This window comes from Veillonella sp. oral taxon 780 str. F0422, assembly GCF_000221605.1.
Taxonomy (GTDB): Bacteria; Bacillota; Negativicutes; order Veillonellales; family Veillonellaceae; genus F0422.
Window position 1 is genome coordinate 1 of record NZ_AFUJ01000059.1, and the last position, 21,979, is coordinate 21,979.

At 39.1% G+C, this 21,979-nt stretch carries 18 protein-coding genes, 2 pseudogenes and 2 riboswitches; of the genes and pseudogenes, 1 reads left to right on the forward strand and 19 read right to left on the reverse strand.

What is annotated here, in order from left to right; translation table 11 throughout:
• Positions 1-360 precede the first annotated feature (360 nt).
• From trmFO to thiD, 14 genes and pseudogenes are all read right to left on the reverse strand, one after another.
• A pseudogene (trmFO, locus tag HMPREF9200_RS07000) lies at positions 361-1,678 on the reverse strand (methylenetetrahydrofolate--tRNA-(uracil(54)-C(5))-methyltransferase (FADH(2)-oxidizing) TrmFO).
• Positions 1,675-3,771: pseudogene (gene topA / locus HMPREF9200_RS07005) on the reverse strand (type I DNA topoisomerase); the annotation flags it as partial. The pseudogenes topA and trmFO, both read right to left, overlap by 4 nt.
• On the reverse strand, positions 3,756-3,923 hold the full coding sequence (locus tag HMPREF9200_RS08755; protein WP_009354019.1) for a hypothetical protein: 168 nt from the start codon (positions 3,921-3,923) through the stop codon (positions 3,756-3,758). The pseudogene topA and the gene HMPREF9200_RS08755, both read right to left, overlap by 16 nt.
• A 13-nt stretch (positions 3,924-3,936) precedes the next feature.
• The gene (gene dprA, locus HMPREF9200_RS07010) at positions 3,937-5,040 is read right to left on the reverse strand and encodes a DNA-processing protein DprA (RefSeq protein WP_009354026.1); all 1,104 of its coding nucleotides are present in this window, start codon (positions 5,038-5,040) and stop codon (positions 3,937-3,939) included.
• Positions 5,041-6,612 (reverse strand): YifB family Mg chelatase-like AAA ATPase, encoded by a 1,572-nt coding sequence (locus tag HMPREF9200_RS07015; protein WP_009354042.1) that lies wholly within the window; start codon positions 6,610-6,612, stop codon positions 5,041-5,043. It lies immediately after the preceding gene.
• A 15-nt stretch (positions 6,613-6,627) separates the two neighbouring features.
• Positions 6,628-6,984, reverse strand: a complete 357-nt coding sequence (locus tag HMPREF9200_RS07020) for a YraN family protein (RefSeq protein WP_009354041.1) — start codon at positions 6,982-6,984, stop codon at positions 6,628-6,630.
• Positions 6,985-7,248: 264 nt separating this feature from the next.
• Positions 7,249-8,052 carry a ribonuclease HII gene (locus HMPREF9200_RS07025; protein WP_082717818.1) on the reverse strand — a complete coding sequence of 268 codons (804 nt, stop codon included), beginning with the start codon at positions 8,050-8,052 and terminating at the stop codon, positions 7,249-7,251.
• A complete protein-coding gene (ylqF, locus tag HMPREF9200_RS07030; protein WP_009354018.1) occupies positions 8,039-8,932 on the reverse strand; it encodes a ribosome biogenesis GTPase YlqF in 894 nt (297 codons plus the stop codon). The genes HMPREF9200_RS07025 and ylqF overlap by 14 nt, the downstream gene beginning before the upstream one ends.
• Before the next feature lie 250 nt (positions 8,933-9,182).
• The gene (gene rplS / locus HMPREF9200_RS07035; protein WP_009354025.1) at positions 9,183-9,524 is read right to left on the reverse strand and encodes a 50S ribosomal protein L19; all 342 of its coding nucleotides are present in this window, start codon (positions 9,522-9,524) and stop codon (positions 9,183-9,185) included.
• A gap of 122 nt (positions 9,525-9,646) precedes the next feature.
• A complete protein-coding gene (locus HMPREF9200_RS07040) occupies positions 9,647-10,546 on the reverse strand; it encodes a zinc metalloprotease HtpX (protein ID WP_009354043.1) in 900 nt (299 codons plus the stop codon).
• A gap of 6 nt (positions 10,547-10,552) precedes the next feature.
• Positions 10,553-12,586: a glycine--tRNA ligase subunit beta gene (glyS, locus tag HMPREF9200_RS07045; RefSeq protein WP_009354029.1), complete on the reverse strand. Its 2,034-nt coding sequence runs from the start codon at positions 12,584-12,586 to the stop codon at positions 10,553-10,555.
• Between the two features lies 1 nt (position 12,587).
• On the reverse strand, positions 12,588-13,463 hold the full coding sequence (gene glyQ, locus HMPREF9200_RS07050; protein WP_009354040.1) for a glycine--tRNA ligase subunit alpha: 876 nt from the start codon (positions 13,461-13,463) through the stop codon (positions 12,588-12,590).
• A 378-nt stretch (positions 13,464-13,841) separates the two neighbouring features.
• Positions 13,842-14,513: a thiamine phosphate synthase gene (thiE, locus tag HMPREF9200_RS07055; protein ID WP_009354036.1), complete on the reverse strand. Its 672-nt coding sequence runs from the start codon at positions 14,511-14,513 to the stop codon at positions 13,842-13,844.
• Positions 14,514-14,607: 94 nt separating this feature from the next.
• Positions 14,608-15,414 (reverse strand): bifunctional hydroxymethylpyrimidine kinase/phosphomethylpyrimidine kinase, encoded by an 807-nt coding sequence (thiD, locus tag HMPREF9200_RS07060; RefSeq protein ID WP_009354028.1) that lies wholly within the window; start codon positions 15,412-15,414, stop codon positions 14,608-14,610.
• Positions 15,415-15,480: 66 nt separating this feature from the next.
• A riboswitch (TPP riboswitch) is annotated at positions 15,481-15,577 on the reverse strand.
• Positions 15,578-15,757: 180 nt separating this feature from the next.
• Positions 15,758-15,865: riboswitch (TPP riboswitch) on the forward strand.
• A gap of 143 nt (positions 15,866-16,008) precedes the next feature.
• Between thiD and cytX the strand changes: the two genes are divergently transcribed.
• Positions 16,009-17,202, forward strand: a complete 1,194-nt coding sequence (gene cytX / locus HMPREF9200_RS07065; protein WP_009354030.1) for a putative hydroxymethylpyrimidine transporter CytX — start codon at positions 16,009-16,011, stop codon at positions 17,200-17,202.
• Positions 17,203-17,334: 132 nt separating this feature from the next.
• Here the strand turns inward: cytX and HMPREF9200_RS07070 are convergent, their stop codons facing one another.
• The 5 genes from HMPREF9200_RS07070 to HMPREF9200_RS07090 all read right to left on the reverse strand — a co-directional run bounded on the left by HMPREF9200_RS07070 (position 17,335) and on the right by HMPREF9200_RS07090 (position 21,978).
• On the reverse strand, positions 17,335-18,027 hold the full coding sequence (locus tag HMPREF9200_RS07070) for a DNA repair protein RecO (protein ID WP_009354037.1): 693 nt from the start codon (positions 18,025-18,027) through the stop codon (positions 17,335-17,337).
• 150 nt (positions 18,028-18,177) lie between these two features.
• A complete protein-coding gene (locus HMPREF9200_RS07075; RefSeq protein WP_009354017.1) occupies positions 18,178-19,479 on the reverse strand; it encodes a hemolysin family protein in 1,302 nt (433 codons plus the stop codon).
• Positions 19,480-19,641: 162 nt separating this feature from the next.
• Positions 19,642-20,541, reverse strand: coding sequence for a GTPase Era (era, locus tag HMPREF9200_RS07080; RefSeq protein WP_009354046.1), 900 nt, complete (start codon positions 20,539-20,541; stop codon positions 19,642-19,644).
• On the reverse strand, positions 20,534-21,010 hold the full coding sequence (gene ybeY / locus HMPREF9200_RS07085; protein ID WP_009354032.1) for an rRNA maturation RNase YbeY: 477 nt from the start codon (positions 21,008-21,010) through the stop codon (positions 20,534-20,536). The genes era and ybeY overlap by 8 nt, the downstream gene beginning before the upstream one ends.
• The gene (locus HMPREF9200_RS07090) at positions 21,007-21,978 is read right to left on the reverse strand and encodes a PhoH family protein (RefSeq protein WP_038145135.1); all 972 of its coding nucleotides are present in this window, start codon (positions 21,976-21,978) and stop codon (positions 21,007-21,009) included. The genes ybeY and HMPREF9200_RS07090 overlap by 4 nt, the downstream gene beginning before the upstream one ends.
• Position 21,979 lies beyond the last annotated feature (1 nt).

Consider the following 21,979-nt stretch of genomic DNA (forward strand, 5'->3'; position numbering starts at 1 on the left):
TTTTCTTAGAATTCCTACGTGGAGATTATGTAAACTTAACATTAGGCTTTAAATCTGCGCAAGTTACAAGCTTAATTGTCATGGCTGTGTCCTTTGGCATCTGGCTATACCTTCATTATAAAGGAACAACGGATACACATGTATTCCCTATAGGGAAAGGCAAAAAAGGAAAATAATGATTCATTAGTTTCAACACAAAGTGATGCCTATAAAATCAAACTAATAAGAAATATAAAGAGGAAAGGATTGCACATAGCAAATCCTTTCCTCTTTTTCTTATCTATAAAATTTCAAATATTATAAAATTCTCTTGCCTTTATATATTTAAAGCACTATATCTGTCAAGTACAAAACTATTCATTAAGACAGTAACTCTTCTGCTACAATTAATGCCTCTAATTCTTCTAATGCACGTTGCGCAATTAATGCATTTTTTCTTTTTCTTACGTACTTTAGCTCCCCAAGGTTCCATGATACCAAAATTTACATTCATTGGTTGGAAATTTGAACCTTCATAAGCACTAATATAATGGCTTAACCCACCAAGAGCCGTTGTTTTAGGGAATGTAACAAATTCTTTGCCATGCAACATACGCGCCACTTGGATAGCTACCATCATACCTGCAGCTGCTGATTCTAGATACCCTTCCACACCTGTCATTTGACCAGCAAAAAACAATCGTGCATTAGATTGTAGTTGGAATGCTTGGTTCAACAGTTCTGGAGAGTTAATATATGTGTTACGATGCATGACACCATAGCGAATAAATTCAGCATTCTCTAACCCTGGAATCATTTGGAATACTCGTTTTTGTTCACCCCATTTTAAATGCGTTTGAAAGCCTACTAAGTTGTACATAGTAGCTTCTTTATTTTCCTTGCGCAACTGCACTACTGCATGCCACTCAATATTGTTCCGTGGATCTACAAGGCCAACCGGTTTCAAAGGTCCATAACGCAATGTATCTACTCCTCGAGATGCCATAATTTCTACCGGCATACATCCTTCAAAATAGATTTCTTTTTCAAAATCTTTTGGTTGTACTACATCGGCTGTAGTTAATGCTTCATAGAAAGCATCATATTCTTCTTTCGTCATAGGGCAGTTTAAATAATCTGCATCCCCTTTATCATACCGTGAGGCTGCAAATACTTTATCGTAATTCAAAGACTCTGCTGTTACAATCGGCGCTGCCGCATCATAGAAATAAAAATCTTTAGAACCAGTTAACTCTTTAATCTTAGTCCCTAATGCTTCTGATGTGAGTGGACCACTTGCAAAAATAACAATACCTTCTTCTGGAATCTCTGTCACTTCTTCATGAATCACTGTGATTAAAGGGTGTTCTTTAATACGTTCTGTGACCCTTTTGCTAAAAGCATGACGATCTACAGCCAAGGCACCACCTGCTGGAACTTGAGTAGCATCGGCAGATTCCATGATTAAAGAGTCTAAACGACGCATTTCTTCTTTCAAAAGCCCCACTGCATTTTCTATCGTATTCGCACGCAAAGAGTTAGAGCATACTAACTCTGCAAATTGATCTGTATGATGAGCCGGTGAAGACACTTTGGGACGCATTTCATATAAGTGCACAGGGATACCACGCTTAGCCAGTTGATAGGCTGCCTCAGAGCCAGCAAGACCAGCTCCAATAATAGTTACAAAATCTTTCATTCTTTATCTTCTTTCTTTGTTCTAGGTTTACGTTTTGGCCTTGTTTCACAGTCAGGATTGGAACAAAACTCTTTTTTATTTCCATTTTTATATACTTTTTCAGCCATTAAGCTACCACAAACGGGACAAGTTTTATCAATAGGTTTATCCCACATTGTAAAATCACAAGATGGATACCCTTCACAACCATAAAAAACACGACCTCTCTTGGATTTACGTTCTAAAATCTCATGAGATTTACATTTAGGACATGTCACTCCCGTGCTAACTGTAATGGACTTAATATTTCGACAATCTGGAAAGTTAGAACATGCTAAATATTTACCATAAGGTCCTAGTTTATAGACCATATCATGTCCACATTTTTCACAAAGGATACCACTCTTTTCTGCCTCCAGTTCTATCTTCTCAGCCGATTCAGCTGTGTATAATTCCTTCTCAAAACTATCATAAAATGAATGGATAACAGCTTCGTAGAAGTTAGTCCCTTGTGCAATATGGTCTAAATCTTCCTCCATAGAGGCAGTAAATTTCGTATTAATGAACTTTTCAAAATGAGTTGTTAAAAATTCCACCACGGCAAATCCTAAATCAGTAGGAATAAATTGTTTATCCTTACGCTCCACATAATTCCGTTTTAAGATCGTATCAATAGTAGCTGCATACGTACTTGGCCGACCAATTCCCTGTTCTTCTAATACTTTGATAAGACCTGCCTCAGAATAACGGCTTGGAGGTTGCGTAAAATGCTGTATACCATCCATAGAGATAGGCATAATAGCTTGCCCTTCCTCTAGGGCTGGCAGTATATGGTCATCCTCTTTTTTAGCGTCTTCATAGACTTCTGTAAAACCTTTAAATAATACACGATTCCCTGAAGACTTCAATGTATACTCATCTACATGAAATTGCATAGTTATAGTTTCACTTTTCTGTGGAGCCATTTGACTCGCTAAAAATCGATTCCAAATCAAGGTATATAATTTTAACTCATCACTAGATAGATAGGACGCTACCGCTTTAGGTGGTAATTCCAACATGGTAGGACGAATCGCTTCATGCGCATCTTGAGCATTCGCCTTCGCTCCAAATACATTTGGTTTACTCGGATAAAACTCCTTCCCAAAGGTCTTGAGAATATAGGCTTTAGCCGCTTCTTGCATTTCCTTTGATACCCGAGTGGAATCTGTACGCATATAGGTAATTAAACCTACATGACCATAGCCCCCAATTTCTTTACCTTCATATAAATGTTGTGCTGCAGACATAATGCGTTTTGCATTCATATTCAGTTTGCGTACACCTTCTTGTTGCATCGTTGACGTCGTAAATGGAGCTGGTGCTTTGCGACTACGTTGTTTTGATTGTACAGAACTAACTACACTTTCACGGTCACGAATAACACGTAACACTTCATTACTTTCTATCTCATTAGAAATCGTTAGCTTTTCATCACCTTTGTGTGTCACTACCACATCAAATTGTTCATTCTTAGCTGTTTGATACACGCCTTCAATAGTCCAATATTCTTCTGGAATAAATGCTTGAATTTCTCGTTCCCGATCGCAGATAATGCGTACCGCTACAGATTGAACACGTCCAGCACTAAGTCCTTTGCAAATCTTTTTCCACAGCAAAGGGCTTAATTTATAACCTACAATACGGTCCAATACACGACGAGCCTGTTGAGCATCCACCATATGCATATCAATCGGTCTAGGTGTTGCCATCGCCTCTTGAATAGCATGCTTGGTAATCTCATTGAAAGTCACTCGACATGGTGTAGTACCATCTATATTTAAAATATGTGCTAAATGCCAAGAGATGGCTTCTCCTTCACGGTCAGGGTCAGTTGCCAGATACACAGCCTTCGCCTTATCTGCTTCTTTGCGCAAATCTTCAATAACAGCCTTTCTACCTGGTACATTCAAATATCTAGGTAAAAAACCATTAGTTATAGATACACCCATTTGCATTTTAGGTAAATCCCTTAAATGGCCCATGCTAGCTTTTACCACATAATCATCACCTAAAAATTTTTCAATGGTCTTTGACTTTGCTGGTGATTCCACGATGATTAAAGTTTTTCCATCTTTTTGAAAGTCCGTTTATGCTCTATTTCAATCGGTTCCGGACGCATGACCAAAGGTCTAGACTCTGGTGCTTTGGCGCTTGATTTGACAGCTTCTTTTGTATCTTTGTCTTTTTTCTTCTCCCCTGTAACGAAGGATCTAGTAATGGCCAAAAATCTTCCTCCTCTAAGTATGTAGCACGTACCCCTGCGGGGTATGTGTAATCATTTGTTTTAGCTCTAATTGTAACAGCAATGTATGAAGATTTGATAAAGACAATTGCGTGGTATGTACAAGTTCTTCAATCGTTGTATTTCCACCAGGATTCATGGCCTTCAACACACTTTGTTCTTCTTCATTCACTATGTTTACTTTATTACTATCCATGTTACTATACTTTGCGACTTTTTGCCAACCATATTCACGCAATACTTGTTCAGGATCTGTTAATACCGTAGCTCCTTGTTGAATAAGCCAATGATTTCCATCACAAGTATGCGTCAATACATTACCAGGTATGGTAAATACATCTCTCCCTTCATTAATCGCCATATCAGCAGTAATCAACGATCCGCTACTAGCTTTTGCTTCCACCACAATAGTGCCTCTCGTCATACCGCTGATAATTCGATTTCGTGAAGGAAAGTGATGACTCTTTGCTTGCATATGCGGTCCATATTCTGATAATAGCAATCCATCTTTTTCTAAAATTTCTAAAAATAAATTCCGGTTTGTTCTTGGATAGGTTACATTTAAACCGCAGCCCATAACAGCAATCGTTGGAGTTTGTCCTTGCAAGGCCCCTTCATGGCTAGCACGATCAATCCCCATGGCGCCTCCACTAACAACAATAATGCCTAAATTAGATAAAGCCCGTCCAAAGTGTCTAGCTACTTGTACACCATAGGTAGAGCACTTTCTAGCGCCTACCATCGCCAAAGAACGATCCGTATGTTGCAACACTTCTATATTTCCACGTCCATACAACACTCGGGGACTATTATAAATTTCTAGTAAAGATTTGGGATAGTATGGAGATTCCCAAGTAATCACTTCTATATGATAACGCTCTAAATCTTCTTCTAATTGTAATAGAAAGCTTTCATTGATAGGACGGCGAATTTCATCAAATAATTCATATTTACAACCCAATGATGGTTCCACATTGTGATGTAACACATGATGCCAAGCTTCTTTGGCACTTTCGTAATAGGTAAATAAATTACCTAAGCTTGCATTCCCTAATCCCACTACATGTTGGAGAGCACTCGCATAAATTTCGTCTTTCATTTACAATCCCTCCTGTACCTGCCGATAACTCAAAGCTTCTGCCACATGGTCTGTTAAAATCACCTCAGATTCTGCTAAATCAGCGATTGTTCTTGCCACTTTGATAATGCGGTCATAGCTACGTAAACTCAAATGTAATGTAGTAAAAGCTGAATCTAGCAATTCTTTAGCTTGCTTAGAAAGTTTCACATACATTTCTATATCACTATGACTTAAATGTGAGTTCACCCCAATATTCGTTCCTTTATATCTTTCAGTTTGCATAGATCTAGCACGGATAACACGGCTACGTACTTGCGCTGTACTAACTTTATCCTTAGGGGCATATATCTCTGTTAAAGTAGGTCTTTCTACGGGTACTACTAGATCCATTCTATCCAAAATAGGTCCTGATAACACTCGTTGGTATCTTTGAATTTGCGTAGCTGTACAAGTACATCGATGATCCTCTTCCGTTCCAAACCATCCACATGGACATGGATTCATAGCCATGACAACAATACAATCACTGGGATAGGTAGTTGCCATTCCAATCCGTGCAATATGTACTTGTCGTTCTTCTAAGGGCTGTCTCAGAACCTCTATGACAGGCCTACGAAATTCTGGTGCTTCATCCAAAAATAAAACGCCTTTATGTGCCAAGGTAATTTCTCCTGGTTTTGGCGGTTGTCCTCCTCCCGACATAGCCACTAATGTACTCGTATGATGAGGACTGCGAAATGGTCGTTGTTCCATTAATCGGCCACTTTTTAATAAACCCATTACACTATAAATACGGCTTACCTCTAATTGCTCCTCCCGCGAAAGGGGAGGCAATAAAAACGGCAATCGTTTAGCTAACATGGTTTTTCCCGAACCCGGAGGTCCTGTCATCAGTAAATGATGACCACCAGCAGCAGATATTTCTAAGGCCCGTTTTGCCATTACTTGCCCTTTTACATCTTGTAAATCTAGTATTTCCGCACTATATTTTGATGGCACTATAGCTATCTGTGCACATAGATTTTCTTTCTTTTCAGGATGCTCTAATACTTCCACAACTGCAGCTAATGTAGATAGTCCATATACAGGTATAGAGGCCCCACTGATAGCCTCTTCATGATTTCCTATAGGCACTATAATATCTTCTACCTTAGAAAGATAACTATTGTCATTCCCTAACTCCTGATTTGTCACTCCTATCACCATAGATAACATCCCCATCACTGGTTGTAAAGAACCATCTAACGATAATTCTCCTATAAATATATGGTGATCCCAATGTATAGACTCCTTTTTCTTGTGTTTTTCCGATTCTTGAGCGGCTAAAATTCCCATGGCAATGGCTAAATCTAAAGAAGACCCATCTTTACGAATATGGGCAGGTGCTAGATTCACCACAATTCTCTTCATAGGAAACTCAAAGCCCCCATTCTTGATAGCCGATCGCACTCTCTCCTTTGCCTCTTTCACAGAGGTCGCTGGTAATCCAACAATGTCAAAGCTTGGTAGACCTGGGCTAATATCTACTTCTACGGTCACCACATATCCATCAATACCACTCACACATACTCCATAGGTTTTTGCATACATGATACTCCTCCTATCTTATAAATGACACGCTTTCATATGCCGTAATTTAGAATCTCCCACTTGAGGCACATATACTTCTATGACATCAAATCGTATAGATTCATACTCTATATCACGGGTTGTCAAAAACATAGATATGACATGACGTATGTGTTGTTTCTTTTTCCAATGCACCGCCTCACAGGGCATTCCATAGGTTTGGGTCCGTCTTGTTTTCACCTCTACTACAATGAGCATATTTTCTTTTTTAGCGATAATATCTACTTCACCAAATCGATAGCGTATATTTCGTTCCAATACATCATAGTCTTGGCTTTTCAAATAGTTGGTAGCTAGGTCTTCACCGTATCTTCCTAATTCAATATGGTTCATAGGCACCTCCTTAGTTCTACATTACTTTCATTATGAAAGAATGTAAACCGTACAACCCACACTGTTAGGAGTGTGCTATACCAAGAGTGTTATAATCCATATACAATTATCGATATGCAAAAAAGCATTCCCATAGAACAATCTATAAGAATGCTTTTATAAGTAATATAATATTATAATCATTTTCAAACAATGGAATCGCTATGGGCAGAGATATCTTTATAGGTATCCTAAGCATGTATAACCTAAACGATATACTAATACTTAGATTTCTTCTACAGGCTTACCTGCCACAATCGATTTGATAGGTTCAAAACTATGACGATGTAATGGCGTAATGCCAAGGTCTTTTATCGCCTGCTTATGTACATCTGTATAATATCCTTTATGGATCGCAAACCCAAATCCTGGATACTCTTCATCCATAGCTTCCATGAAGCGGTCCCGTGTTACTTTTGCTACAATGGAAGCAGCCGCAATAGATGCACTTTTAGAGTCTCCTTTAATCAAAGATTCTACAGGTACCTCTAAATCTGGTAATTTCATCGCATCCGATAATACAGCCTCTGCCTGTACTGGCAAATTACGAATCGCCTCATACATAGCTTGTCGTGTAGCCTCATAAATATTGAGTGTATCAATGACTTCTGCCTTATAGGACACACAGTGTACCGCTACTGCTACCTCCATGATTTGATCAAATAAGGTATCTCGTTTTTCTGGCGTTAGTTTTTTGGAATCGTTCAACCCTACTAGCTTGCAATGAGGTGGTAAGATAACAGCTGCTACTGTCACAGGACCTGCAATAGGACCTCTACCTACTTCATCTACACCAGCGATTAGGTATTTTCCTTCCTCGTAAAAGCTTTCTTCATAAGCGTACATAGCTTCTAAACGCTGTTGCTCCTCTAAGACTTTTTTCTGCTTTCGCAAATACACACCAGCTGCGTGTTTCACGGATTCACGAGAATCTTCTAATGCCCATTGTACATAATCAAAAGGGCATTCACCTTGCAGTAGATTTTTAATATCTTTAACTTTAAGTTCCTCAAACTCACTCTTCGTCAACATAGTACGGCTCCTCATCGACGCCATCAAAGGTAATGTATCCCAATTTATTATTTCTGTAATCCGTCAAAATCACACGGCGCACCTTGTCATAATCTACGACGCCACCGCTTACCAAACAACCACGACGACGACCAATAGCCTCTAACATGGTATCTACGGATGTACGCTCTTCTTCCGTCAATTTATAACGCTCATGCAATAATGTCGGTTCATGCTCTTCTAAATATGCCAACAACTGCTTGATAACAGAATCTAAATCATACACATCGTCGGAAATAGCTCCTGTCATCGCTAACCGAGCTGCTGCTCGTTGGTCTTCAAACTTAGGCCATAATACACCTGGTGTATCTAATAGTTCAAGATTTTTACCTACTTTTACCCATTGTTGCCCCCGAGTATGACCCGGTTTATTAGCAGTTCTTGTTGCTGCTGATCCAGCTAGTTTATTAATTAGTGTAGATTTACCTACATTGGGTATCCCTAGAATCATAGTACGTACTGTACGACCTTTAATTCCTTTTTTTAGCCATCTATCGATGATGGGCTGTGCTAAGGATTCTACGGTTTTCACGAGTTGCTTATTTCCTTTGCCATTTTTAGAATCAATAGCAATAGCATGAATACCTTCGTTTTTGAAAAATTCAATCCATTCTTTTGTAGCTTTTGGATTTGCTAAATCGCATTTATTTAAAATCACTACATGTGGCTTATCACCTATCAACTCGCGAATAACTGGATTCGCACTACTGCGAGGAATACGTGCATCTAGTAATTCGATAACCACATCAACTTTCTTTTTATGTTCCGTAATCATGCGTGTGGCTTTTGCCATATGGCCAGGGAACCACTGCACGATCGGAAAAATTTCTTGACTCATATTTCACCTATTCGTCTATTATCTATATCATATGCTCATTTTACTGTTATTTTTTTCTGCTAATCTAATATCTTTTATGACATACTACTATCAAACTATATACATTTTATGAAAGTATATAAAATCGACTATCAAGTAGCAAACTCCTATCTATAACTTCATAACTAATATGCCCTACTATTTAGCAGTTTCTAAAGGAAATAAAAAAAGGCTAGCCATAGACTTACGTCTCATGGCTAACCCTTTTAAATTAGCGTTTTTCGCGAATACGAGCAGCTTTACCAGTAAGGTTACGTAAGTAGTACAATTTAGCACGACGAACGATACCGCGACGAGTTACTTCGATTTTTGCTAGACGTGGGCTGTGAAGTGGGAATACACGTTCAACACCAACGCCAGAAGCGATACGACGAACTGTGAAAGTTTCACGAACGGAACCACCTTGACGGTTGATTACCAAACCTTCGAAAACCTGAATACGTTCACGGCTACCTTCCACAACTTTTACGTGTACTTTTACAGTATCACCAGCGCGGAACTCAGGAATGTCAGAGCGAAGCTGTTCTTTTTCTAATACATCAATAATATTCACGATTTTTTCCTCCTATTTTGCAGACGTTCATTACTTACACCTTATAAGCAGAGGACCATCTCAAATTAACAGTATTATTTTATCATAAATAAAAGTTTTTATGCAAGAGGGAAATGTAAAATTTATTTTATCTTCCCCTCTACATATTGTCGCAATCGTTCGATACGTTTTTCTGTAGCTGGATGTGTGCTATAGAGTTTGCTAATGAGCCCACTTTCACCAGTTTCAACTGTATAGTTGCGTAAGGTAATCAATGCATTATGGAGTTCAGCGCCTAAGCCGATTTCATAAGCATATTTATCTGCCCGATATTCGGCTCGTCTACCTGTGAATAAGTCAATAATGATCAAAGGCGCTTTAATAACCCACTGCATGAAAAGTATCTGCAATACCACGCAAAGGTAGAAGATTTGCACGATGAATGTAATTATCGGTAGTCGCAAATATTGAATCCATAATATGACACGCGCAAATAGTTCGTACACACGAATGCACATTTGTCCCAAATAGTTCATATAGAAACAAGAAAATCCGTAGGCCCCATCTTTATGATGAATATGTCCCATTTCGTGAGCCACTATGCCCAATAATTCATCATATGGCAACTGTATGATAGCCCCCGTATTAATACAAATTCGATTATGCCCCATTGCAAAAGCATTGATAGAATCATCATTTTTGATAAACCAGTCGAATTGCGACATATCGATACCAGTATGGTTTTGTATATCCTTCTGAATCATCTGCAGAATCTCTATCTCTTGCCCTAGAGGACGACGTCCCCCATAGAGCCACATGGTAATGCGATGAAACCAAGGAATTTGCACTAGTGCCGCCACAAGTAACACAGAGGTACCTGCTACGGCGTAGCTAATATTTTCCAGGTTAATACGCACATGAAAGAGGTCCATTGCTTTCATCAAAAACGGATGATCAATAGGCCCAAAGATAACCTGGTACATATACACAATACTGCCAATGATGAACAGATTGGCAAAAAATGTTAGTACTGTAACAATCATATGACCCTACTTCAATTTACCCAAGTTACTTACTTCATAAGTCATACGCAATAATTGAAGACGATTTTGCTTCACTGCTTCGTCTTTATCCATAACCATAACATGTTCAAAGAATGTTTCAATATATGGCACCAAAGATTCTGCCAAGCTTACAGCTTTCACATAGTCCCCAGCTTCTAAGGCATTACGATTTGTTGTATATACCGGCAATGCCGCTTTGTACAAGGCTTGTTCAGAATCTTCTTTTAACAAGGATTCGTCAACGCCTGTGAAAGTCACATCTTTCACCATATTAAAAATACGTGTGTAAGCCTGCATTAATGGTTCGTTTTCATCAATACGGTTTGCTGTTAAGGCTTGTCCTAAACCTTCTGCTAAAGCAACTGTGACAGTCTCTTGGCTCAATACAATATCTACCACTTGGTATGGCATACCTTGTTCTAATAAGATATTTTTCAGACGAAGGATGAAGAAGTTTTCTAATTGACCTAGTAATTCTTCTTGTTTTTCACTAGCCACGCCTAATAATTCCATCGCTTTCAGCCAAATTAGACGCATGGATAAAGACCATTTGCTATCCATCAAGATGTTGATGATACCGATAGTTTGACGGCGCAACGCATATGGATCCTGGGAACCTGTAGGGATTAAACCACGGCTGAACGTAGCTACAATGGTATCTACTTTATCAACGATACTCAAAATACGACCTGCATCGGTACTTGGTAAGATATCCCCTGCAAAACGAGGCAAGTATTGCTCAAAAATTGCTTCCCCTACAGCTGGAGTTTCACCATCTAGTAGAGCATATTCTTTACCCATAATACCTTGTAATTCAGTAAATTCGCTCACCATACCTGTCGTTAAGTCGGTTTTAGCAAGATGTGTAGCGCGTTCTAAAGTAACTGTATCTGTAAAGCCTACTTCTTGTGCTAAGGCAGCACCTAATGTTAAGAGACGTTCTGTTTTATCTTTCAAATTGCCCAAACCTTCTTGGAAGACAATTTTTGTCAATGCTTCATAACGACCTGCTAATGGGGTTTTACGGTCTTCATTAAAGAAGAATTTCGCATCATCTAAACGAGCACGAAGCACACGTTCATTACCTGCTGCTACCACTTCTAGAGATTTGCTATCCCCATTGCGAACAGTTAAAAACATAGGAAGTAATGTTCCTTTGCCATCCACCATTGGGAAATAGCGTTGATGGTCTTTCATCGGTGTAATAATACAGTCAGATGGCAAAGATAAGTAGCTTTCATCAAAAGTACCACAAAGTGCTGTTGGATATTCTACTAGAAATGTAACTTCATCTAATAAATCCTCATCCCACACCACAGTAGCCCCTTTAGTGGCTGCTAGTTCTGTTAATTGTTTACGGATTGTTTCACGGCGAACGTCTTGGTCGATCATAATGAAGTTTTTATTCAAAGTATCTACATAGTCTTTTGGTTCTCCGATAGTCAACTCAGATTCACCTAAGAAACGATGTCCACGGCTTACATTTGTACTTGTTACATTGGCAAATGTCACCGGCACTACGTCTTGACCAAATAATGCCACCAACCAACGTACTGGACGAACGAAACGTTCTTCTAAATCGCCCCAATGCATGGATTTAGGGAAACTTAAACCTGTAATCAAGGATGGTAATACGTCAGATAAAACTTCTTTTGTATCTAAACCAGCTGTCGTTGTCTCCGCAAAGATATATCCATCTACTACTTTCAATTCAGATACATCTAATCCTTTACCACGAGCAAAACCGATAGCTGCTTTTGTAGCATTGCCGTCAGCATCATAAGCAATAGATACAGATGGGCCTTTATGTGTTTCATGAACATCTTCGCCACGTTCTGCTACGTCATTGATAAGCAATGCAACACGGCGAGGTGTGGCATAGACTTTCACAGCCCCATGTGGAATGTGACGCTCTGCCAATGCAGCTGTTGCTAATTCACCTAATTGTTTAATAATATTTGGCAAAAATCCTGCAGGAATTTCTTCTGCCCCAATTTCAAAGAGTAAATCCTTAGCCATCTTATTTATCTCCTTTCAACAATGGGAAACCAAGTTCTTCTCGTTTCGCCAAATAGTTTTGTGCACAAATACGAGCCATGTTACGTACACGACCAATGAAAGCTGTTCTTTCAGAAATAGAAATGGCACCACGTGCATCTAGCAAGTTGAATGTGTGAGAACATTTCAATACATAATCGTAAGCCGGCAACACAAAGCCCAATTGACATACACGTGTAGCCTCAGCCTCATACATGTCAAATAATTTGAACAACATATCTGTATCTGCTAATTCAAAGCTGTACGTAGATTGTTCTACTTCGTTTGCATGCCATACATCGCCGTATGTATATTGTTCGTTCCATTGTAAGTCATACACATTTTCTACGCCTTGAATGTACATAGCCAAACGTTCTAAGCCGTATGTAATTTCAACGGATACAGGTTTCACGTCGATAGATCCTACTTGTTGGAAATAGGTAAACTGCGTTACTTCCATACCGTCTAACCATACTTCCCAACCAAGACCCCAAGCGCCCAATGTTGGAGATTCCCAGTTATCTTCTACGAAACGGATATCATGATCTTCTGCATGAATGCCAAGAGCAGCCAAACTTTGCAAGTATAATTCTTGAATATTGTCTGGAGAAGGTTTGATGATAACTTGGAATTGATGATGTTGGAATAAACGGTTTGGATTGTCACCATAACGTCCGTCTGCTGGACGGCGGGATGGTTCTACATAACATACAGACCAAGGTTCAGGTCCTAAGGCATGTAAGAATGTGGCAGGGTTCATCGTACCTGCCCCTTTTTCAATGTCATATGGTTGTTGTAAAATACAACCTTGTTCACCCCAGAAGTTTTGGAGTGTAAAAATCATCTCTTGAAATGTCATTTCCATTCCTCCTTATGTTTTACAGGGAATAAAAAAAGTCCCTGCAACGAAAATCGCTACAGGGACGAGATATACCCGCGGTTCCACCCTAATTGGCTAATGCCCTCTTTTAAAAAATAGCCTTTACTAATTGTCCATATCTAGTATGGTACAACGTTCCTGCTCATGCTCCACAGCGCCTTCTACTCAATCGTGAGCTTTCACCATCCTCACTCGCTAACGGGAGTATACTCCTCTGCTTCATCGCCTATGTATATATACTATTGTATGAATAAAAAGGTTTAGTGTCAAGGTGTATCCACTGAATCAGCGATGTAAGTTCTTAATTACTTTTACTATCCCCCTATTCCACAATAGTCTAGGAATATGTTCTGTATATTATTTTTCCAAGAACATTTTACACCATTCCATGTTCTCTATCCACATAGCAGTTTCATATTCAATGTCTTCCATTTCTGTGATAGCTGAAATGACGGCAATGCCATCTACCGGTTCCGCTAAGACATCATCAAAGTTATCTCGATTAATACCACCAATAGCCACCATTGGAATTGTCGGGCTATGAGCACGTAAAGCTAAAATTAATTCGGGCCCTCGCACAGTTTTGGCATCTTTTTTTGTGCTTGTTTCGTACATAGGACCTACACCGATATAATCCACATAGTCCAACTTTGTGTTCTCTAACTCTTCTACAGAGTTAATAGACGTCCCCACAAGGGCGTGAGGCAATCGTTTGCGTACTTCGTCAAGGTCCATATCGTCTTGTCCCACATGGACGCCATCAGCGCCTATCTTTTCAGCTAATTCTACATCATCATTAATGATGAAAGGAACTCCATATTCCTTACAAATGTGTTGCAACTCTCGTGCCAACTGTTCTTTTTCCTCCCCTACAAGAGCACCTTCCCCTTTTTCACGGAATTGAAAGCATGTAATACCTCCTTTACAAGCTTCTGTAAGGGTCGTGTGAATATCCTTCGTATTTGGTGTTCCACAAATGAAGTACACCCCTATCATGGAGCGCACTGTATCTATATCATGATGTTTCAAAATAATCCTCGTTTCTTATCTAACAACCAAAACAGATTACTTATAGTATACCACGACATTAAGTATGGTTGATATGATATGGATCATACATATATTACTCAGAATATTCATCCCCATAGGCCATGTGGTTCACAGGACCATTGCCTGTGCCCAGCCCAGGGTTATGCAAAATAGCTAATCGAATATATTCTTTACCAATGGTAATAGCATCTTCCACGGATTTCCCTTTGGCAAGTTCCGCTGTTATAACAGCAGAGAATGTGCAACCTGTGCCATGGGTGTGTACTGTGTCATATTTAGGACTTGTCCAAGAGCGTCGCATGGACATGGTATCTTTTGTAAATAAGTAATCTGTGGCCTCATCTCCTATGTGACCACCTTTGATGATGACTGCTTGAGGGCCTAATTCTTGTAAAATACGAATCCCTGCTGTATGCAAAGCTTCTACCGTATCAATTTTCATATCTGCCAGTACTTCGGCTTCGCTACGGTTCGGTGTAATCAAGGTTGCTTTCGGAATCAGTTTACTTTGCAAGGCTTTCACAGCTTCATCGGAAATTAGACGATCCCCACTGGTGGCAATCATCACAGGGTCTAACACATAGGGTACTTTTGGATCTATGTAGGCTCCGATTAGTTCCATCATTTCTGCTGTGGCTAACATACCCGTTTTCACTGCTTCTGGAACAATATCTGTAAATACGGCTTGCAATTGTGCTTCAATCATAGAAAGGTCCATGTGCGCAATTTGCGTCACACCTCTTGTGTTTTGTGCCACCACGGATGTAATAACAGCCATCCCATAGACATGACGACTTTGAAAGCTTTTTAAGTCCGCCATCACCCCTGCACCACCTGTTGGATCTGTTCCTGCAATCGTTAATGCTCTATGTAATTTCATAGGTATCTCCTTTACTAGTAACAAAAAAGAACCAATCCTTTGGACGGTTCTTATACAATGTCTAGTATTCGATGCCATCCACTTTCCTACGCCAGCATTATCTGGTTCAGGTCTAGGGTTTTGACACTCATCAATCTCAGCATAAGCACCCCTAGTGGTTCTTATATTAATTTAGTTATAACATGAAATATACTCTAATGCAATACAATAAATTACAGCTAAGCTACTTTCACTAGAAGATATTTCCTCTCAATATAGACATTCATATATCCTATATATTTCATATGATACATTACATTCACCTATATATTGCTATTGACGTAGTATCATTCAATTCGTATAATACATCTGTAAGGGGTGCTCACTAAAGTGGGCTGAGAAGTGGCTATGTGCTACTAACCCATAACCTGATTTGGATAATGCCAACGTAGGGATATATTAGTATATTTTTGTAGTACCTATACAAACACATAAGGACACATTACCACATGGTTCCTGTTTGCAATACTAGGTATCTTAAGAATATCTATCATCTACAGGCTAATCGTTTCAGATTAGTCTTTTTTGTTCCTACTGGCATAGTTAGGAGTATTCATGAGTGATTCAAAACTTTCATCATCGCGGTTGTCCCTCATTTGGTTCGGCGCCGCTCTTTCTATTGCGGAAATTATGACGGGCACCTATTTTGCGCCCCTAGGATTTTCCGACGGCCTATTAGCCATCATCATCGGTCACGTCATCGGTTGTTTGTTATTATTTGGTGCAGGACTCATCGGCGCTCGTGAACACATGAGTTCTATGCAAACTGTATCCACTGTCTTTGGCAATGGAGGCATGAAATTATTTTCCATTTTAAACGTTCTACAACTGATTGGTTGGACCGGTATTATGATTTATGACGGTGCTCTTGGTGCCGTAGAGTTATGGAATCTACCATTCACTGCGTGGACTTTCATTATCGGTGCTCTCATCATTGTATGGCTCTTCATTGGTATCCGTAACATGGGCTATATCAACAGCATCATGGGCTACGGCTTAGGTATCCTCTGCATCTATTTATTGATTAGCTTGTTACAAGAAAGTTCCATTCATAGCCAAGGAATCATCACTGATGAAATGACTTTCACAGCGGCTTTGGAATTATCTATCGCTATGCCATTGTCTTGGCTTCCATTGATTAGCGATTACACTCGCTTGTCCAAGAACCCTGTGGCAGGTACTGCATCTAGTGCCATTGTATATGGCATCACAAGTTCCGTTATGTATGTGTTAGGCCTAGCAGCTGCCCTCTATACAAATGAAAGCAACATTGCAAAGGTTCTACTTCATGCTGGTTTAGGATTTGGTGGGTTAATTATCATCGTATTCTCTACTGTCACAACTACTTTTATGGATGCCTTATCTGCTGGTATTTCCTCTGAAAGCTTGCAGACTAAATATTCTGGTCGTACCATCGGTATTATCATTACCGTCATCGGCACCATCGGTGCATCCATCTATCCAATGGATAATATCATTCCTTTCTTATATATGATTGGATCCGTGTTTGCCCCAATGATTGCTATTTTATTAACTCACTATTTCTTTTTGCGCAAATGTCCGCGCCTTGACCATGGACCTAGTTTGTATATCATTTGTTGGGCGTCTGGTACTTATATGTACCATCAATTCCTTGACAGCAACCCATTCTTAGGGGCTAGCCTATCTACTATCGTAGGAACAGCATTAGCAACCATTGCAACGGCCTATATCATTAGCCTAATTTCTAAAAAGAAAAAAGAAATATAACCGCTTACTATACTATTTAGTGCGTATATAAGCACTCATTATTTCATTATACACTTTACAATAACTTCACAAATCAAAACAGGAGCATTCCTTCTATGAAAGGTAGCTCCTGTTTTCATTTTAATATATTAATTATATCATCGTCTCTAAAAACTCAATGCTATGCAATGTATATCCTAGTTGATATGTCAAAAGTTTTCGCAATAGAATTTCTAATTGATCCCATTGATTCGCAGTAAGACGTAAAGGCTTTGTAGGAATCCAATCATAGTTCAAAAGCATTGTTATCCCTTGTTGTAGCTCTTGTTTCACTACATACTGACAGGCTTCATAGATTTCATCGCAAAGACTTGCCATTACCTCAGGGTCTTCACAATGTTGCCCTTGTGGCACAAATCCCGCCAGACTTAACATATGCCACCCCAGCACAATAGAACCTAAGCGAATGGGTTTATCCTGTATAGATTGTAAAAATCGGCTCATGTTCGTATATACACTGCGGTCTAATTTACCTTTTTCAAATAAAGCACTTACCAGTTCACCGCTAAAGGTAGCATAGGAAATATCTTCTAAACTTTCATAATCACGTGTAGAAATCCCATCTATCTGGATAATATCGTACATGTCTCCATTAGGTGCTACTGTCAAATATAAACAGCTTAAAGGTTGTAAATACGCTCCTTCTTTATAGTTAGCTTTACGTTTATGAGGAACAGAACAAAGTATAATACCTTCTAACTTCGTGAGAAATGCATAGATACTATAGTATTTTCGTTTTTTACGCCACAGTACGATGGCTTCACTAGTAAACGTATTTGCTTTCATTTACAATTCCTCATACTTAACAGTATATTACTACTAATTCAGCAATACATGTATCATCCTTGTATATACTCTTGATATTCTTCTACTTATACATACTCTATATAGTCTACACAAACTTAAAATCTACATGATTCTTGCATACAGCATCTATTAATTTGATTCGTCATTTATGTTTTCTTCAACAGGCACTGGCACGGCATACACACGTTCTATTCGGTATCCTTGCATTTCTGTGACTGTGAAAGTATATTCACCTACGGTGATGACGTCACCAATGGCAGGTGTTCGCTCTAACATACCGAAAATAACACCACCAATAGTATCTTCGTCCACATCACCAAAGGAAATATCCAATAGATCTTCTACCTCATCCACCAGCACTTTACCGGCAAAGTTATAAGTTCCATTAGGATTTTGAACAATGGCAGGCAAGTCACGTTCGTGCTCATCTTGAATATCCCCCACCAGTTCTTCTAGGATATCTTCTAAACCTACTAAGCCAACCATACCCCCGTATTCATCCACCACAATAGCTTGATAAATACGACGTGTCCGCATGTGTTGTAATAGAACAGATAACTTCATCACTTCTGGAATGATAAGAATATTACGACGTATGGAACGTAAATCTTTACTCGCCTCTTCACGGCGTTCCATTAAATCCTTAATATGCACAAGGCCGATAATATGATCTTTATCTTCTAAACACAAAGGATATCTCGTGTGGCTTGTAGACGATACGATATGCATGGTCTCTTCAAAACTATCTTGGGTATATACGCACACCACATCTTGTCGAGGAATCATAACTTCCTTCGCAATGCGATCCACAAAATCGAATACATTATCGATAAGCTCACCTTCCACATGGTCAATTTCACCTTGTTGATGACTACGGCTTACCAAGGCACGGATTTCTTCTTCTGTATGCACTAGATCGATTTCTGTACGATACGGCGCTTTGAAAGCTTTCAGTACTGTATTACCAATTTGTTCCGCAAGATATACAAAAGGAATTACAACTTTTCCAGCTAATCTAACAATCGTCACTGTAGTCCCCACATAGCGTTCAGGGAAAGATAATGCCAGCCCTTTGGGAATAATTTCACCAAATATGAGCACTACTACAGCAAATAATGCTAATACAATCCATTCTACTATAATGGCATATGTGGCATCATACACTCCTAAATAATGTAATACCACATCAGTCCCATCTTCTAAATAGCGTCCTACATAGACTGCTAAAACGACTATAAAGAAGAGAATAAAGAAAGTGGACGTATTCATAAACCGTTCTGGTCGTTGGTATAATTCACGTAATTCTTCTTTTTTCCCATCACTCAAGGAGTCCATATCTTCTAGATGTTCTTCTCGTAAACGAGCAAAGGAGAATTTACTGATAACAAACAAACTAATGATTAAAATACAAAAGATGGCAAATAGAATCATGCCACCCGTGACGGGGGTATCGATATAAATCAGTCCTTTCTATATACACTATTTTAACAATACCATACTCTATCTCAAGGTATGTGATTTTTCATACGTAATGTTGTCTACACTATGACCTAAAAGATTAACAGCATACCATAAAATAACCGGCCTTAAGTATTAATTCCGATATCCCAATTCAGATAACATACCAGATTTATTGCGCCAGTCTTTTTTCACTTTTACCCATAAATCTAGGAATACTTTTGTAGCCAATAAACGCTCTACATCACCACGAGCTTGGCGGCCAATAGTTTTTAACATGGCTCCTTGTTTACCAATGATGATACCTTTTTGGGAATCTCGCTCTACATATATAGTAGCTCGTACATAGGTAGTGCCATCCTCTCTCGTTTTCATTTCATCTACATCAACAGCAATGGCATGAGGAATTTCATCATGAGTCTGTAATAGGATTTTTTCACGCACAATATCAGAGATAATCAAACGTTCCGGTTGATCTGTAATCATATCATCTGGGAAGTATTTTGGACCTTCCGGTAAATGTTTTTCTAATAAATTCACCACTTCTTCAATATTGTCTTTTTCTTTCGCAGAAATCGGTACCACCGCTTCAAAAGGATAGCTATTTTCATAGGATACAATAGCCTCCAACAAGTCTTGTTTGTCCATCGTATCAATTTTGTTCACAATGAGAAACACTGGTACGTTCACCTTACGTAATTGTTCAATGACAAAGTTATCCCCAGGACCACGTTTTTCATTCGCTGCTACCACAAATAATACAGCTTCTACTTCACGCAAAGAATCTACCGCTTGGTCTACCATGAATTCACCTAATTTATGTTTTGGCTTATGAATCCCTGGTGTATCCATGAACACGATTTGTTTCTTTTCATCTGTATAGACACAAACAATACGGTTTCGTGTCGTTTGCGCTTTATCAGATACGATGACAATTTTATCATCAATCAATGCATTAATTAATGTAGACTTTCCTACATTTGGTCGTCCTACAACGGCTACAAAGCCTGATTTAAATCCTTTTTCACTATTCATTATATGGCATATCCTCTCGTACATAACCTAAATTACCAAGTACAAACTCTTCTTCTGTGCGCATTTCTTTTTTATCTTCATCTGTCATATGGTCATAACCTAAAATGTGTAAACAGCTATGAACAGTTAAATAGGCAAGTTCACGAATAAAATCATGATTATACTCTTTCGCTTGCTCTGCCGCTCGCTCTAGGGAAATGACAATATCCCCTAATAACTGTCCTTCTTCCTCGATAGAAGCTTCATCTCCTTCATTGAGGGCAAACGATAATACATCTGTAGGGATATCTTTACCACGGTATTCACAATTTAATTCTTGAATTTTTCCGTTGTTACAGAGGAGCACACTATATTCATCTTCCTCGTGCAATCCATACACACGAGCCACTTCATTACAGCACCGTTGAATGACTTCCTCGTAAGTGCTATTCTGTTCGATTCCCTCATCATAGGAAATACTTACAATCATTCTTGTTTCCCTTTCTCTGAAAGTTGATATTCTTCATAGGCTTTCACAATACGACCTACCAAATCATGACGCACCACATCTTGGTCAGAAAAATAAATACACCGAATCCCTTTGATGCGTTGTAACACTTGCTCTGCTTCAATCAAACCAGATATTATCTTCGGTGGCAAGTCGATTTGCGTAGGGTCTCCATTGACCACCATTTTCGACTGATACCCTAAGCGAGTTAAAAACATTTTCATCTGTTCTGGCGTCGTATTCTGCCCTTCATCAAGGATCACAAAGGAACGTTCCAAGGTGCGACCACGCATGTAAGCCAATGGTGCTACCTCGATAGTCCCTTGTAAGAGCATCTTCTGCACTCGTTCTACACCGAACATATCATGTAAAGCATCATAGAGAGGACGTAAATAAGGGTCTACTTTTTCTTGTAAATCACCTGGCAAATACCCTAGCTTTTCCCCTGCCTCTACAGCAGGTCTTGTCAAAATAATACGATCCACTTCACGATTTTTCAAGTAAAATGCTGCCAGTGCAACAGCTAAATAGGTTTTTCCTGTTCCCGCAGGACCAATACCAAAGGTGATCGTATTGCGACGGATACTATCTACATATTGTTTTTGGCCCACTGTTTTAGGAATAATAGGATTCCCCTTCACAGTCACATTGATAGTATCTTCATATAACTGGAAAAGTGATTCTTTTTCGCCTTTCAAGATCATCGTGGTAGCTGTTCGCACATGATGATCAGTGATTTTAATATGATTTTTAAACAAGTATAACAGTACATCTAACACTTCCATTGCTACTTGTACAGATTCCTCTGAACCTGTTATATCCACAATGGTATCTCGATGTAATATATCTACTGTTACTAGTTCTTCTAATACTTTCATGTGAGATCCTTGAGGTCCCACGATAGGTCCTACCATGTCATAAGTAGGTATGGTAAATCTCTGATTAGCCATA